We start from the raw sequence: 15,893 nt of genomic DNA, 5'->3' as shown, positions 1-15,893 counted from the left end.
AACCATGAAAATGAACGTAACAGAAACCGTAAAACAGGCGTGCGGTCACTGGCCGCGCATTCTCCCTGCACTGGGTGTGAAGGTGATTAAAAACCGCCATCAGGCCTGCCCGATTTGTGGCGGTGATGCCTGTAGCGATCGCTTTCGCTTTGATGACCTGGAGGGGCGCGGCACGTGGTACTGCAACCGGTGCGGTTCGGGTGACGGACTCAGGCTTGTCGAAAAGGTGTTCGGTGTAAATCCGTCTGAGGCCGCCCGGAAAGTGAACGCCGTGACCGGCAACCTGCCGCCGGTTGCCCCGGAAGTGATTGCGGCCGCAGAGGCTGCAACCAGTGCCGACCGCAAAGCGGCGGTCGCGCTGGCCGTCAGGCTCATGGAGAAAATCCGACCGGCCACCGGCAACGCCTACCTCACCCGCAAGGGTTTCCCCGCTCAGGAATGTCTGACGCTCACCGTCATACATAAAACCGGCGGCGTGACGTTCCGCACCGGTGATGTGGTTGTCCCGCTGTATGACGATACCGGCGCACTGGTTAACCTTCAGCTTATCAATGCTGACGGTCTCAAACGCACCCTGAAAGGCGGTCAGGTCAAAGGGGCATGTCATATCATCGAAGGGAAAAAACAGGCCGGAAAACGCCTGTGGATTGCGGAGGGTTATGCGACCGCACTCACCGTGCATCACCTGACCGGCGAAACCGTCATGGTGGCGCTGTCCTCCGTGAACCTCCTTTCTCTGGCAAGCCTTGCCCGTCAGAAATATCCGGCCTGTCAGATTGTCCTCGCCGCCGACCGTGACCTTAACGGCGACGGCCAGAGTAAAGCCGCTGCGGCCGCAGACGCCTGTGAGGGCGTTGTTGCCCTGCCGCCGGTGTTCGGTGACTGGAATGATGCGTTTATACAGTACGGCGAGGAAGCCACGCGCAAAACTATTTATGACGCCATCCGGCCACCGGCGCAAAGCCCGTTCGACACCATGAGCGAGGCGGAATTTACCGCCATGAGCGCCAGCGACAAGGCCTTGCGGGTGCATGAGCATTACGGCGAAGCGCTGGCGGTGGATGCGAACGGCCAGCTCCTGTCCCGCTATGAAAACGGCATCTGGAAAAATATCCCTGTCGCCACTTTCTCACGAAATGTGGCTGACTTATTCCAGCGTCTGCGCGCCCCGTTCTCGTCCGGGAAAATTGCCTCGGTGGTGGAGACCCTGAAACTGATTATTCCCCAGCAGGATACACCGGCACGTCGTCTGATTGGCTTTCGCAACGGGGTACTTGATACCCAAAGCAGCGCATTCAGCCCGCACCACAAATCGCACTGGCTGCGCACGCTGTGTGATGTGGATTTTACCCCGCCGGTGGAGGGGGAAACGCTGGAGACGCACGCGCCGAACTTCTGGCGCTGGCTCGACCGTGCGGCCGGTAAAAATCCACAAAAACGCGACGTGATTCTGGCTGCGCTGTTTATGGTGCTGGCGAACCGTTACGACTGGCAGCTCTTTCTCGAAGTCACCGGTCCCGGCGGGAGCGGCAAAAGTATTCTGGCTGAAATCGCGACCCTGCTCGCCGGGGAAGATAACGCCACGTCAGCCGATATCGACACACTGGAAGACCCGCGCAAGCGTGCCTCCCTGATTGGCTTCTCACTAATCCGTCTGCCTGACCAGGAAAAATGGAGCGGTGACGGTGCAGGGCTTAAGGCCATCACCGGCGGCGATGCGGTCTCGGTTGACCCGAAATATCAGAACCCGTACTCAACACATATTCCGGCGGTGATTCTGGCCGTGAACAATAACCCGATGCGCTTCACCGACCGCAGCGGCGGCGTCTCCCGTCGCCGGGTGATTATTCATTTCCCGGAGCAGATTGCCCCGGAGGAACGAGACCCGCAGCTCAGGGATAAAATTGCGCGCGAGCTGGCCGTCATCGTGCGCCAGCTTATGCAGAAATTCAGCGACCCGATGACCGCGCGCGCACTGCTCCAGTCGCAGCAGAACTCCGACGAGGCGCTCAGCATTAAGCGCGATGCTGACCCGACATTTGATTTTTGCGGCTATCTGGAAATGCTCCCGCAGACCAACGGGATGTTTATGGGGAATGCCAGCATCATCCCGCGGAATTATCGTAAATATCTCTATCACGCGTATCTGGCCTATATGGAGGCCAACGGATACAGAAACGTGCTCAGCCTGAAAATGTTCGGGCTGGGGCTGCCCATGATGCTGAAAGAGTACGGCCTGAATTATGAGAAGCGGCACACCAAGCAGGGGATACAAACCAATCTGTCGCTGAAAGAGGAAAGCTACGGCGACTGGCTGCCGAAGTGCGACGAACCCGCAGCAACATAACCTCACTCAGACCGGCAACAGCCGGTCTTTTCCTTTCTGGCCATTGCCACAAGGTGAACAATCCACTGTTCACCCTTCATCGTATATTCACCCTGTATCACCATGAAATTATTAATAAAAAACCAGAGGTGAACAGTGTGAACAATAAAACCTGAAAAAACTTTTTATCACCCCGCGCATCGCCTTACCGGGCGCATCCAGGACGAGCAAAAATCACAAAGGTGAAGAGTCGACTGTTCACTCTTCACCAACTCATCACCACCTAACCACATGATATAAAATGATAAATAACCGAGGTGAACAGTGTGAACAGTTAAATGCAAAAAAACTTTTTTTCTGTGCTTATTGTTTAAATAAAAGACCACATGAAAAAGGTGACACATTTCTAAAGAGGGATCGTATTACTATGACATTTCATAATTGGTACACGTTTAGGTACACAACTGAAAGTTGAATACGGAAAAATCATTTATATTTAATACATTGAGAAATTTATTCAGACTCCGCCAGCCCACCAATCATGATTGGACAGTGCCAGGACAGCACTAGCAAAAACAGGAAGTTAGCAGTCTCAGCAGGACACCGACCAGACGGTGAGGGGACAAAAAAGGATACGCAAAGGAGCCGCGGCTCCCGAGTGACAAAAAAGCCCGCTTATGCGGGCTTTTTTGTTTTTGCTGACCCGTCCTGAATAGCGTTGACACGTTCCAGATTTAATTCCGGAGAACGTGATGATGACTGAGTTCAAACGCACCCAACGCGATTATCCTCTATCCTTTAAAATAGCCGTCGTTGAGCAGGTCGAAAAAGGCGAGATGACCTATAAACAGGCCCAGCAGCGATATGGCATTCAGGGGCGCTCCACCGTACTTGTCTGGCTGCGTAAATATGGCCGGCTTGACTGGAGTCCCGGACTTCCTGACCTGGTGAAGAGGAAACTGCCTGTGGCTCAGACGACTGCCCCGCTTACACCCGAGCAAAGAATCAGGGAACTTGAAGAACAGCTTGAGCTGGCAAACCAGAAAGCTGAGTTTTTTGAGTCCGTTATCAACGTCCTGAAAAATGATTACGGGGTGAGTGTTGTAAAAAAGCGGCCCGGCAAGTCCTCACGCAAAGTCAGGCCCCAAAAATAACAGTTACGCGTGCATGTCAGTTCCTGGGGCACAGCAGACAGGCGTGGTACCAGTACAACACAAGATGTAATAAACGGCAGGAGCATCATGCTCAGGTTCTTGATTTTGTTGCCCGTACCCGGTGCCGTCAGCCGCGAATAGGTACGCGTAAACTGCACTATCTGCTGAACACCCAGGCCGGTAAAACACTGGCTATAGGGCGGGACCGTTTGTTTAACCTGCTGGGTGAATACCGGCTCCTGGTCCCCGTGAAACGGGCATATCACAAAACAACCAACAGCCATCATCGCTTTTACCGGCATCCTAATCTGCTGAAACCCGGCCCTGAACAGGTTACCGCCCTTGAGCCAGAGCAGGTCTGGGTCGCTGATATAACTTACCTTCCACTACGCAGCGGCACGGCTTATCTGAGTCTGGTCACCGATGCCTGCTCCAGAAAAATCGTGGGTTACCATGTCGGGGAAAACCTGCAGACAGAAAACGTGGTAAAGGCGTTCAGACAGGCTCTGAGGCGGAGAAAAACGACAGGTCCGCTGGTACATCACTCTGACAGAGGACTGCAATACTGTTCGGTACTTTATCAGTCAGTTCATGAGCGAAACGGAATAATCTGTTCAATGACCGATGGTTACGACTGCTACCAGAATGCGCTGGCTGAGAGAATAAACGGGATACTGAAAAATGAGTTTTTACTCTCCCGCCCGGTGGATCTTGCACAAGCCCGAATGATGGTAAAAGAGTCCGTGGCCATTTATAACCATGAACGGCCACATCTGGCCCTGAAATACAAAACGCCCGATGATGTTCATCAGGCGTTTTATAGACAAAAAACTGTCAACCTATATCAGGACTAGTCATGCTCTTTTGCCTCATTCGCCCTCCTCAATGCAACCACAAACAGCAGCCCACTTTTCTTTCACCATAGTCTGTCATCTTCCCCTCATACCTGCTTTTAGCCATAACTGATGTGAGCGTCTGCTATGAGCGAACAGCGGACGTTTTGAAGGTAAATTCGTTTTTTCCTTGCCGGTTTTTACCTCACCTAACCATTCATTAGGCATGCCACATCAGTTTTGTTAATATTTCACGCATATAACCAGAATGGATTTTAGAAAATGAATGAGCAGTTAAAGATTGATATTCCTGCACAGGAAGGCCGGGGATTTTGGGTTACTAAAGGTCAAACGTTCCGTGTTATTGATCCAGAAGGTCAGCAGGTTGCTGACCTTCTGGGCTATTTCTGTCGAGGCTGGAGAGAAAGATTGGCTCAGTACATCACAGACACGAGACATAACTGAGCGATTATTTCCCGCAACCGGAGAGTTGTTTTACAGCGAGAAAGGCCGGCCCTTCCTTACCTTTGTGCAGGATAATTCACCGTGTCCGCATGATATGCTATTCCCGGCGTGTAACCCTGGTCTTTACGAACGGGCTGGCCTGTTCGATCATCCCAACTGTCGCGACAACATGCTTTCAGCGCTCCAAAAGGCGGATATCTCACTTCCTGTCGTCCCGGACCCAGTTAATTTCTTCCAACGTTCTGAACCGCAGGCTGACGGTAAACTTGAAGTCCTAGCCTCTGGCAATCCTCCCGGCGGAAATGTGATATTGCGGGCAGAGACGGATCTATATGTCGTAGTTACTGCCTGTTCTGTTGACTTCCATCCAACCAATGGAGGCCGTTGTACTGCTATCCAGATTATTGTTGGTTAAGACCGTGACAGTCGGACTGTACAGTCATAGTGCAAGGAGCGAATCCAGGTACAATTAGTGATGTTAAGGATGGAATTAGTCACTTATTTGCTGGGCTCTTTTTTGAATGCAGGTGTCCATGGTCCGAGCATCTTGCAGCATTGAGGGCGTTGTGATACTGCTTAAGTATACTTCGCAAATAGAGATTAAAGGTGAAAATAGAAGATTGTCTCTTTGACACAATTATTAATCGGTCAGATTCACCATCGATCAAATGGGGAAGATATCAGCAACACGGTATTATTTCCTTCGGAACTGCTGATATGGATTTTAAGTCCCCACCATGTGTGCGAGAAGCGCTAGTAAAGAAAGCAGAGAGTGGGGTTTATGCGTACGAATACAAAACAGATGATTATTACCAGGCGATAACAGACTGGTTCAGTAAAAATCACCACTGGAATATAGAAAGGACCTGGCTGACCAACTGCCCTGGTATGTGGGCCATGCTTTCTTTATGTCTGCGCGCTTTTACTAAGACGGGTGATAATATCCTGATTCATGCGCCGCATTTTCATCCTGCCATCAGCGTCATTGAAGGTGCTGAGCGCAACGTCGTTACGCAGGTACTAACCTTTGATGGAAATCACTACCTCTTCGATCCGATCAGTTTTGAGGAAACTCTCGTTAGAGAAAATGTCAGACTATTTTTCTTGGTTAACCCCCATAACCCTACCGGACGACTATTTACTCGGGAGGAGTTATCCCTCATTGCTGATATTTGTGACAGACATGATGTACTGGTGGTCAGTGATGAGATCAACAGCTATATAACCTATGACAATGCAGCATTTGTGCCCTATGGCAGCGTATCAACTCGCAGTAGTCTGAACTCGGTGACCTTAACCTCCCCATCCAAAGCTTTTAATCTCCAGGGACTGACTTATGCTATCGGTATTATACCGAATGAGGAACTATGGCAGCGCCTAGAAAGCGTTAGGGTTAGTATGGATTTTGATTTCGCAACCAATATTTTCAGCCTGACCGCCGTCACTGCTGCTTACCAAAAAGGGCAGGAGTGGCTCGCACATCTTAACAGCTATCTCCAGGCCAACTTGGATTATATGGATGCATTTTTAAAGGTAAACTTGCCTCAAATAATACTGGTTAGACCCCGTGGTGGATACATAGCCTGGTTGGATTTCCGAGCTCTGGGTCTCACACCGGACGAGCTCAGGCAGGTCATTATTGACAAGGCTCGAGTAGGACTGACGTGGGGAGAAACTTTTGGGAAGGAAGGCGATGGGTTCGAACGGCTAAATTTCGCCTGTCCGAGAGAAATTTTGCAGCAGGGGCTTGAACAACTGAAGGTGGCTTTTTCCTGAAATTCCATCCAACGGCTATAGCTTTAAGATTAAGACGCAGGAACAGACGAGCATAACGAACTTCCGCTTCTGGCACATAGCAGTCCTTAAGACGGTAGCTGGCTGTCATGGGGTGTCGGGGGGCGGAGGTTCAAATCCTCTCGTGCCGACCAAAAACTCCTTTAAGAACCAGCCTTTACGGCTGGTTTTTTTATGCCTGTTTTCTGTACGGGGAAACAATGGGGAATTACCGGGGAAAAACCCCGACACCGCGCATCGACTACACAGCAAAATTTCAGCAATTCACATTGCCGGACAGTCATCAAACTCCCCTAACCTCGCATCATTAATGATGTAGGTGATCACCCCGAACACCGGGAGCGAAGTGCCGTATCCTTCCTTTTCGGCTGGTATCGCTTCCCTTCTCCCGTTCTCCAGGTTTATCAGGTGCGGCTTCGGGTGCGCCCGGTAACGCTTAATCCTGAATTCTCCATCCATCGCACATATCAGCAACGAACCATCGCATGGCGATAAGGATGAGTCGATAAAACAACATTGAAAACTATCCGAAACCAACTGTCATTCTTGCGTTCTGCTTTGGATGAGGCGGTGACGGATGGTGTGCTTCAGATTAACCCTGTATCACTGGTAACAGCCTCACGCTACCAAAGTGATAAATCGGAAGCCGAAAGCAGCTACGTGGTCGATCCGCTATCGCCCGCTGAAGTTGAAGCTTTACTCGCTGTGGCAGGAAACAAGCAATGGGAAAATCTTTTCCGGTTCGCTATACAAACAGGCCTACGTAGTTCTGAACTATGTGCTCTTCGCTGGCGTGATATCGACTTCGTTGGAAAGACCGCTCATGTTCAGAGTGCCAGTGTAGTTGGTGTGATCAAAGGGACCAAGACAAAAGCAGGTACCCGAAAAGTTGAGCTGACAGATGAAGCAATGTTGGCTCTGATAAATCAGAAACCGTTCACCTTCATGAAGGACGCTACTGTCTTTGAAGACCCAAAAACCAAAAAGCCTTGGGCAAGTGCTGATGCTATTAGGAAAAAAGCATGGGTGCCAACATTGCGAAAAGCTGGTATTCGATACAGGAACCCATATCAGACCAGACATACATTCGCCACCAGCCATATCAGTCGAGGTGCTAACCTTGAAGTGGTCAACAAAAACTGGCCACCGCTTTAGAGTTTTTCCAGTATCGACTTTCCGATTCGTTTGGTGGTAATCCACCGTTATAGTCATGCGGCCTTAGCGAGCTGTAATACCCGACGATATAGTCTGTGATCGCATGAGCAGCTTCGCTAAAGTTTATATAACCTGTCACTGGCACCCACTCGTTTTTCAGACTCCGGAAGAAGCGTTCCATCGGGCTGTTGTCCCAACAGTTTCCACGTCTGCTCATACTCTGCCTGATCCGGTAACGCCACAGTAGCTGCCGGAACTGCCTGCTTGTATAGTGGCTACCCTGGACGCCCTTCTAAGAGTCAAGCTGTTATCGGGATACTGTTGATCCGCCTGTTTTGATTGCGCAGTAACGTGTAAACTTCGCGGGAGATATATCGCTTTAGACAGCGTATCGCTTCCATTTTTGTATGTCCTTCGGCTACACGCCTGGCGACATATTCCTTTGTTTTTGCGTCAGTTCGTAAGCGTCCGATGGCGATGATGTGAAGTGCACTATTTGCAGCACGATCTCCACCACGATTAAGTCGGTAACGGTTCGTTTTTCCAGAAGAAACGGGGACCGGGCTGACACCACACAGTGCCGCAAATCCTGATTCTGATCTTAACCGTTGAGGATTGTCTCCGGCAGTGATCAGCAACTGTGAAGCGCTTTCGTATCCGATAGCATTACGTTTAATCAGCTCAGGTGCCAACTCGTCGACAATTGCCGCAATCATGACATCCAGATCAGCGATTTCGTCATGTAACTCGAGATAGCGTCGGGCAAGGGACTTTAATGAAATGCGATAAACGTTGGTTACATTGCGGTATTCACTGGCATCAGGTCTCCAGGAACCCAGGGTCCTGATGAGCTGCATGCGCGTCATATTTCTGAGCTGTTCACGTAATTCATCCGGGGCAGAGATAATATTTGAATGGATAATCTGGAGAGCGACTCTGCGGGCTGATATTGCTGTTTTTCGGCAAGTTTTTAATACCCGCAGGGACTCAATCATGCCATCACGCGTTTTGGGAGTAACTGTCCTGATGCCTGAGAATGCTGCATGAGCGGCACATTCAGCATCAATTGTGTCACTTTTACCCCGTTTGCGTCGCTCCATCCGGTCTGGAGCAGTCACCTCAAGAACTTCTAACCCGGCGTTCTGAAAATAACGAAGCAAACCGGAACCATAGGTACCTGTGCACTCAACACCAATTCGCTTTAATGTCCCAAACGAGGTCATCCATGCCAGCATCTGCCGGTAACCTTGTCGTGTTGTGGAGAAATACTGAGTCCCAAGGACTTTATTGTTCTGATCTACGACAGCGGCAACGTGCAAATCTTTATGTGTATCCACGCCACCCACAACGGCAGCTTCGGTAACTTTATCAACCATGACAGAGCTCCTGTGAGGAAACAGAGTTGAATCTCCAGACAGATAACCCGGACAGGACAGTAACGAGACAAGCCGTCAGGCCCTTCTTGAGTCACGCGCATCGGTGAGGAGATGCCTCGCATGAAGGCGCTTCCGGCAACCGACGGGTCCAGGGCAGGACACAAAAGGTCGATCGCTGTGTGAGTCAGGATGCGGGAAGGTCTTCACTGCATCAGTAATCACACCAATCTGGTTAAACGGCAAACTAAGTGGTGGTAAAGACTGACATCGGCATTATTACTGTCACTGTGGAACATCACTCCGGCTGGTTTACCGCGAGCTTCCCACGCCATTTCCAGCGCTTTGATGGTCAGCTTGCTGTCCGGTGAGAATGACATTGCCCAACCCACCGGTTTCCTTGCGAACAGATCGAGAACAACAGCAAGGTAAGCCCAGCGCTTGCCTGTCCAGATATATGTCACATCGCCGCACCACACCTGATTCGGCTCTGTCACTGCGAACTGTCGCTCAAGGCGATTCGGGATAACGATGTGTTCATGACCACCACGTTTATATCGGTGGGTAGGCTGCTGACAACTCACCAGACCCAGTTCTTTCATGAGCCTTCCGGCAAGCCAGCGTCCCATTTTGAAGCCTCTCAGGGTTGCCATAATCGCGATACTTCTTGCGCCAGCAGAGCCATGGCTGATGTTATGCAGCTCCAGAACCTGACTGCGTAACACAGCTCGCCTGCCGTCTGGCTTTTCGGGGCTTTTTCCCCAGTATTTGTAGCTGCTGCGATGAACCCCGAACACGTGGCAAAGTGTGACCACAGGATACTGCGCTCTGAGTTTCCCGATTAACGAGAATTGTTCAGGGAGTCTGACATCAAGAGCGCGGTTGTAGATTCAATCTGTCAATGCAACACCCCTTTCAATTATCTCTTTCGGTGTTTTGAACTTCAGTGTCTTTCTCGGTCTGTTGTTTAGCTGAGCAGCAACCAGATCTAGTTCATGTTGAGTATATTGGGCAAGACATGTCTTTTTAGGAAAGTACTGCCGAATTAGCCCATTTGTGTTCTCATTTGTTCCCCGCTGCCAAGGACTCTGAGGATCGCAGAAGTAAACTTTAACGCCGGTGCTGACAGTAAATTCTAGATGTCTGGCCAGTTCCATTCCTCTGTCCCATGTCAGTGATTTTCTGAGTTCTGACGGTAAACTCAGGAATTTGTCGGTAAGAGCCTGATTTACTGAGACAGAATCTTTGCCCCTGAGTCTAAGGATGATCGTATAACGTGATTTTCGGTCTACAAGTGTGGCTATATGAGAGTTTTTTGTACCTGAGACTAAATCGCCCTCCCAATGCCCCAGAGAGCGTCTGTTATCGATATTTCGGGAACGTTCGTGAATTGGTGTTCCGTTCACTATGTTAATCGTACCTCTTTCGCCTTTGCGGGTATGACGCCTGCCATGGCGAAGGCTATGCGACCGTCGCAGATGCTGTATATTCAGGTGGTGTAGCGCTTCACGGCTACGAAAGTACAGCGTTTTATAAATTGTCTCAGGTGATATTCGCAGCGTTTTTTGACGTGGTTTTGTTCGCCTTAACCATCCTGATATTTGCTCTGGAGACCATTTCATCTCCAGCTTTTCCAGAACAAGCTTTCGCAATGGTAAATTTTGATCCAGTAAGCACGGTTTTGGCCTTTTCGCCATTCTGTTGGCTCGGTTATTAGCATCAACAGCTTTGTAATAGCGTCTGCCCCGATTACGCTGAACTTCACGTGAGATCGTCGAAGGACTGCGATTCAGCGCAGTAGCTATCGCACGAATGCTCATTTTGGCTGACAAACCAGCTCGTATCTCCTCGCGCTCAGACAGTGTCAGGTGAGCTACAGCCCGCTTACGCTCATGGGGTTTTATGCCGCCAGTATCCCTTAACATAGTGAAGATCGTTCCGGGTTTTGAACCCAGGATATTCGCTATTTCACTGAAGCCTGTTCCGTTCTTCCATAGTTCAAAAACAGAGGCTTTTTCCTCTGCTGTAAATGTTCGTCTCATTCAAAAAACCTCCGCAACCCCATGTTTTCACATAACTGTTGCGTTGACCAATTGAATCTACAGTAGCCTTTTTTAATATGTCGTTTTCCATTTCAATGCGTTATAGTTTTTTCTTCAGCTCACGTATTTCAATCTGCTCCGGGGTTATAGGAGAGGCTTTAGGTATTTTGCCCTGTCGTTCATCCCGCAACTGCTTTACCCATCGCGTCATGGTAGAAAGACCCACATCCATAGCACTGGCCGCAGCTGCAACTGTGTAGTTCTGATCAAGGACCAGTTGAGCGGATTCGCGTTTAAACTCTGCGCTGAAATTTCTTTTTTTCATTGAGGCACCTGTAATGTTCTGAGGTGAGCATATCACCTCTGTTCAGGTGGCCAAATTCAGTAAACCACTTCAAACAGATAACCCTTCCACTATGGTTTATAAACTTGTTGAAAGATTATTGAATTTGAATGAGTTAAAAAAATCTAATAAGCGATAGCGTAAGCTAAGACACATCGTGGACACAGAAGGCTCCGCAAACGAGCCGCATAAAAAATTATGTCAGTTTAATTTTTTATTTTCATGGTGTTATACGTTTTCGGACGCTGGTTCAACTCCCGCCAGCCAAAACTCTCCATCGGTGATTACCAGAGTCATCCGATGAAGTCCTAAGAGCCCGCACGGCGCAAGCCCTGCGGGCTTTTTTGTGCCCGTTACAGCCCGAGAACATCCAGCTAAATCCAGAGAAAATTGTGCACCGCCTCATGTGAGCGGATATAGCGATAGCGAACGGCGGCCTGATTAATCTCCCATTTTGTCACGTCGATACTGTTGCGCAAACCCTGCATTCTGCGCTGGCTCGGTTCGTCACCGGCAATGAACTGTTCGCAATATTCCCATTCAAAGTCGGCCTGCCCACCAAACACCGGTGAAAAGCCCCTGGCATAAGCTGAGGACGTTTTGTCTCTGTTCGGTTTAACCTTAGCCCCACAAAAATTGTGGTTAGAACAACATACCATCTGCTTGCTGCCATTCAATTGGGCGAATAAAATAGAATGAATACATCCGATTTTAATATATATATCCACAAAAAATGAAAACCACATGGCACAATAGATAATAATCACAACATCCCAAAATAATGGTAAAGTTCTTAGTGAATTTAATAATAAATAAAAAACCGCGAACCATGAAAATTTAACTTTAGTCAAGCAATAACAATAAGTTAGAGCATCATTGATTGCATTAATAGAATGTTTCATGGACAATAAAAAGCTGTTCTCCATTTTAAATTCATGCAGGAGGCATGATGGAGCAGCTTGATAAACAGGTCATATCCATTCGTCAATTACTTTCTGTTAAGCAATTAGCGATTCCGAGTTACCAGCGCCCTTATCGCTGGAATAGCAAAAATATAGCTGATCTTTTTGCCGATCTGGGATCGCACCGCGATAAAACGGCCTATCGACTAGGTTCCGTTGTTTTCCATAAGCACTTGGAAGAAGAAAAAACGTGGCTGGATATTGTTGATGGTCAACAACGAACCCTGACCTTAATGCTGGCAGTCAAAGCATTGACAGAAACTCGCCTGCACAACCTCAAACGCAAAGACCTGGTCGAGCAACTTACCAAACTCAAACCTGATGTCGATGCTTTTATGGCACGTCAGCGTTTTGCCAGTTTGGATTCACAAGCCAATCTTCGACGTAATTACCTGGAGTTACTCAGGCTTGTTGAACGCACCGAGTTCAGCGAAGAACTTATCGACTTTATGCTGAACCGCTGCGAAGTTGTCACTTTCGTGTTGAATGAAGTTTCAGAAGCATTTCAGTTCTTCGATTCACAAAATGCACGCGGTAAAGATCTGGCTCCCCACGATCTACTTAAGGCCTTCCACTTACGTGAGTTTTCCGCTGATGAAGCTGGGCTAAAAGCTGAAGCAGTCGCTCACTGGGAGAGGATGCCTAGCGAAAGGCTGGCAACGCTCTTTGCCAATTACCTGTTCCGGGTTCGTCAGTGGGCAGAGGGTAAATCAGCCCGCTTCTTTGGCAAAGGTGAAGTTGACCTGTTTAAAGGGATCAATATTTCTCAGATCGCGCATTTCCCGTATGTGAGTTCATTGCGGATCGCCCACCACTATGTCGATGATTACAACAGTCAATACCAACGCAAAATTGACGGTCAGAGCCTAAGTTTCCCCTTCAGTCTGGATCAGATGATCATCAATGGCCGCCGTTTCTTTGAAATGGCCGAACATTATCAAAAGCAGGTCGCTGTTATTATCAACAGAGAAAAAGATGCTGATGAGAATAAGCCAATTACTCTATTGAATGAGGTGCTGGAACCCTGCGCAAGTAATATTCTATACACCCTGAACAGCTATGTCAGGCGCACCCGCACTGGCGATCGCTATGTCCGGGCGATGTTCGATTGCGCTCTGATTTTTTATATAGATAAATTCGGGACTCAGGAACTGTCTTTGGCGATAGAAAAATGCTTTATCTGGGCATATACCTGCCGTATCGGTCAGCAGGTGGTTCAATTAGCTACCGTCGATAACTATGTGCTACATAACAACCTACTACGTACTATCCGTGATGCACGCCACCCCAAAGATCTACATGCTTTCCCCCTGCGCACGCTCGGCATCCAGGATAATAAAAATAATCGCAATGGAACTGAAGATGAGCTAATCATGCTATTCAGGAAGATGAGATATTATGAGTAATTCCCACGTACGGCCTTTTTTTATAAACGATTTACTTAGCGACCGCGCAAAATATTTGATTCCAATGTACCAGCGTAATTACGCCTGGGGCCAGGGCGAAATCACTCAGCTTTTACAGGATGTGCTGGATTATCAGAAAAAATCCGCTTCCGCCAGGCATCCGCAGACTTATTACATCGGTACATTAGTGGTGTTTTCCCGGGGGGATGACTGCTATGAAGTTATTGACGGGCAACAACGCTTTACAACGCTCTCCCTACTTGCTAATTGGCTGAAATGCCACGCAGATAAATCTGTTGATATGCAGTGGTATCAAAAACTCAATCTCACTTTCGAAAGTCGCCCTGTCTCTACCCTCACCTTCGAAAAGTTATGGCAAGGCGTAGATGTGCAACATATGCGCGGTGACGATTATAACGAAGGTTTGATCAGAGGTTACGAAATGATCGGCAAAGCGTTGACTGAGCTTCAGCTTAAAGGCCGCGCGTTGAAGGTGTTTTGCAAGTATCTGTTCAATCACGTGCAGATTTCTCGCATCGAAGTGCCAGCAGATACCGATCTTAATCATTTTTTTGAGGCGATGAACAATCGTGGCGAACAACTCGAAAAACACGAAATCGTCAAAGCGCGTCTGATGAATGTCCTGAATGGGATTAGGAATACCAAAGAGCGACACAAAAGTCTTGATACTCTGGCCAGAGTATGGGACGCGTGTTCGAATATGGAACGTTACGTCCAATACGGTTTTACGCCTAAAGAACGTCAACAACTGTTTGGCAAAAAGCATATACATCAATTTAATCCAACCAGTTTCTCCAATTTGGTTGAATTGCTGAATCAAGCGGGCTCATTTCCAGATACCGACGCCACAGAAGCACAACATCAACGCCAGGGGCAAACTCTGGAAGAAATATTGTGTGACACTCGTCTGGATAGTACTCTCCAGCAAGAGGAAGACAGCGCAGGCTCAGAGCGTTTTAACAGCGTGATAAATTTTTCAAATTTCCTTCTTCATGTACTCCGTCTTATCAGCAGAGACCCAGGTACAACTGAGGGAGTGCCACTTGATGACAAGCAACTCGTTGAGCAATTTGAGTCACGCCTGCTGAAGCAGGAAAAGCCAATCGCCGCGGCAAAAGCTTTCATTTATAGTTTACTGAAATGCAAATATCTTTTTGATCGCTATATTATTAAACGAGAATTCACTCAGGGCACAGACGGATGGAGCCTGAAACGCTTATATCAATACTCGCCCCAAAGTGTAGGTTATATTAATACCTTTGATAATAACGAGGGAGAGTTTGAGGATATAAACCGCCAGGTCCTGATGTTACTATCAGCTTTCCATGTCTCAACACCAACACTGGTTTATAAACACTGGCTCAATGGTGCGCTGACATATTTGTTTGATGAGCACAGCCCGGAAGATGAAATTGATGCTGGAGACTACCTGGCTTATCTTGAGAACATGGCTCGCCGCTTTGTCTTTATGAGATTTTTAGCCCAGGATGAAGCTGCATCATATTACAATATGATTTTTGGTGATGATGATGTTCTTCCAGAGATCATCTGCGGCAAACGTTGGTCGCAGGCTATCAACGCTAAATTACGATTCGGGACTATCGAAAATAACTTTGTTTTTAACTATCTTGACTATTTACTGTGGAAAAAACAAAACACGAGTAATGATATTGCCCGCCGTTTTGAGTTTACCTTCCGAAGCTCGGTGGAACATTTTTATCCACAGCACCCTATAGATGGCCATCCCAGAATGGATGAAGATCAGTTACATGCTTTTGGGAATCTCTGCCTGATTAGCCACAGTAAAAACTCGCGGCTAAGTAATTTCCAACCCCAGCAAAAGAGAGAGCATTTTGAAGCCAGCCTGGCTCGAAAAGAGATCGACAGTCTGAAACTTCTGGCGATGCTCGAGTTGATGAAGCGCAATAAGCAGTGGGGTGAGGAGGAGATTATCAGTCATGGTAAGGAGATGGTAGCGCTGCTGGCCGAGGAAGTGGAAGAGATGTATTAATGCAGAAA

General features: G+C 48.3%; 10 protein-coding genes, 1 tRNA gene and 5 pseudogenes. 9 read left to right on the top strand and 7 right to left on the bottom strand.

Translation table 11 applies throughout. From position 1 onward, the window contains the following. Nucleotides 1-4: 4 nt before the first annotated feature. The 6 genes from HV261_RS08385 (at nt 5) to HV261_RS08360 (ending at nt 6,706) form a co-directional block, all read left to right on the top strand. Nucleotides 5-2,347, top strand: coding sequence for a primase-like DNA-binding domain-containing protein (locus tag HV261_RS08385; protein WP_202037991.1), 2,343 nt, complete (start codon nt 5-7; stop codon nt 2,345-2,347). A gap of 731 nt (nt 2,348-3,078) precedes the next feature. Continuing rightward, nucleotides 3,079-4,334 (top strand): IS3 family transposase gene (locus HV261_RS08380; RefSeq protein ID WP_202037990.1). Its coding sequence is split into 2 segments (ribosomal slippage): nt 3,079-3,430 and nt 3,430-4,334, totalling 1,257 coding nucleotides; the frame shifts between segments, so codons are not numbered across the junction. A gap of 261 nt (nt 4,335-4,595) precedes the next feature. After that, nucleotides 4,596-4,778 (top strand): DUF1989 domain-containing protein, encoded by a 183-nt coding sequence (locus HV261_RS27635; protein ID WP_202037989.1) that lies wholly within the window; start codon nt 4,596-4,598, stop codon nt 4,776-4,778. Next, nucleotides 4,699-5,193 carry a DUF1989 domain-containing protein gene (locus tag HV261_RS27930; RefSeq protein WP_202037988.1) on the top strand — a complete coding sequence of 165 codons (495 nt, stop codon included), beginning with the start codon at nt 4,699-4,701 and terminating at the stop codon, nt 5,191-5,193. The genes HV261_RS27635 and HV261_RS27930 overlap by 80 nt, the downstream gene beginning before the upstream one ends. A gap of 191 nt (nt 5,194-5,384) precedes the next feature. After that, nucleotides 5,385-6,554 carry a MalY/PatB family protein gene (locus HV261_RS08365; protein WP_202037987.1) on the top strand — a complete coding sequence of 390 codons (1,170 nt, stop codon included), beginning with the start codon at nt 5,385-5,387 and terminating at the stop codon, nt 6,552-6,554. Between the two features lie 70 nt (nt 6,555-6,624). Continuing rightward, nucleotides 6,625-6,706: transfer RNA gene (locus tag HV261_RS08360), tRNA-Pro, on the top strand. A gap of 130 nt (nt 6,707-6,836) precedes the next feature. On the opposite strand, the pseudogene HV261_RS27925 reads toward HV261_RS08360, so the two are convergent. Further along, nucleotides 6,837-7,079: pseudogene (locus HV261_RS27925) on the bottom strand (HumD family translesion DNA polymerase); the annotation flags it as partial. On the opposite strand from HV261_RS27925, the pseudogene HV261_RS08355 reads away from it, so the two are divergent. Next, a pseudogene (locus HV261_RS08355) lies at nt 7,080-7,694 on the top strand (site-specific integrase); the annotation flags it as partial. It abuts the pseudogene before it with no gap. Between the two features lie 7 nt (nt 7,695-7,701). Here the strand turns inward: HV261_RS08355 and HV261_RS08350 are convergent. The 6 genes and pseudogenes from HV261_RS08350 to HV261_RS27920 all read right to left on the bottom strand — a co-directional run. Then, nucleotides 7,702-8,010 (bottom strand): annotated as a pseudogene (locus HV261_RS08350) (integrase core domain-containing protein); the annotation flags it as partial. Nucleotides 8,011-8,026: 16 nt separating this feature from the next. Then, complete coding sequence (locus HV261_RS08345) at nt 8,027-9,103, bottom strand: IS110 family RNA-guided transposase (RefSeq protein ID WP_000227969.1); 1,077 nt, start codon at nt 9,101-9,103, stop codon at nt 8,027-8,029. A 272-nt stretch (nt 9,104-9,375) separates the two neighbouring features. Then, nucleotides 9,376-9,981, bottom strand: a pseudogene (locus tag HV261_RS08340) (IS3 family transposase); the annotation flags it as partial. 9 nt (nt 9,982-9,990) lie between these two features. Continuing rightward, entirely contained in the window at nt 9,991-11,142 is a 1,152-nt protein-coding gene (locus HV261_RS08335) for an IS30-like element IS30 family transposase (protein ID WP_001254932.1), read from the bottom strand. Nucleotides 11,143-11,245: 103 nt separating this feature from the next. Further along, a pseudogene (locus HV261_RS08330) lies at nt 11,246-11,467 on the bottom strand (transposase); the annotation flags it as partial. A 392-nt stretch (nt 11,468-11,859) separates the two neighbouring features. After that, entirely contained in the window at nt 11,860-12,411 is a 552-nt protein-coding gene (locus HV261_RS27920; RefSeq protein WP_442781031.1) for a phage polarity suppression protein, read from the bottom strand. A 20-nt stretch (nt 12,412-12,431) separates the two neighbouring features. Between HV261_RS27920 and HV261_RS08320 the strand changes: the two genes are divergently transcribed. Beyond that, nucleotides 12,432-13,853, top strand: coding sequence for a DUF262 domain-containing protein (locus HV261_RS08320; protein WP_202037986.1), 1,422 nt, complete (start codon nt 12,432-12,434; stop codon nt 13,851-13,853). After that, a complete protein-coding gene (locus HV261_RS08315; protein ID WP_202037985.1) occupies nt 13,846-15,885 on the top strand; it encodes a DUF262 domain-containing protein in 2,040 nt (679 codons plus the stop codon). Before HV261_RS08320 ends, HV261_RS08315 begins: the two co-directional genes overlap by 8 nt. The last annotated feature ends 8 nt before the right edge of the window (nt 15,886-15,893 follow it).

This window comes from Citrobacter sp. RHBSTW-00671 (genome assembly GCF_014103415.1).
GTDB lineage: Bacteria > Pseudomonadota > Gammaproteobacteria > Enterobacterales > Enterobacteriaceae > Citrobacter.
The sequence above is the reverse complement of the archived record's forward strand: the minus strand, read 5'-3'. Positions and strand labels throughout refer to the sequence as shown.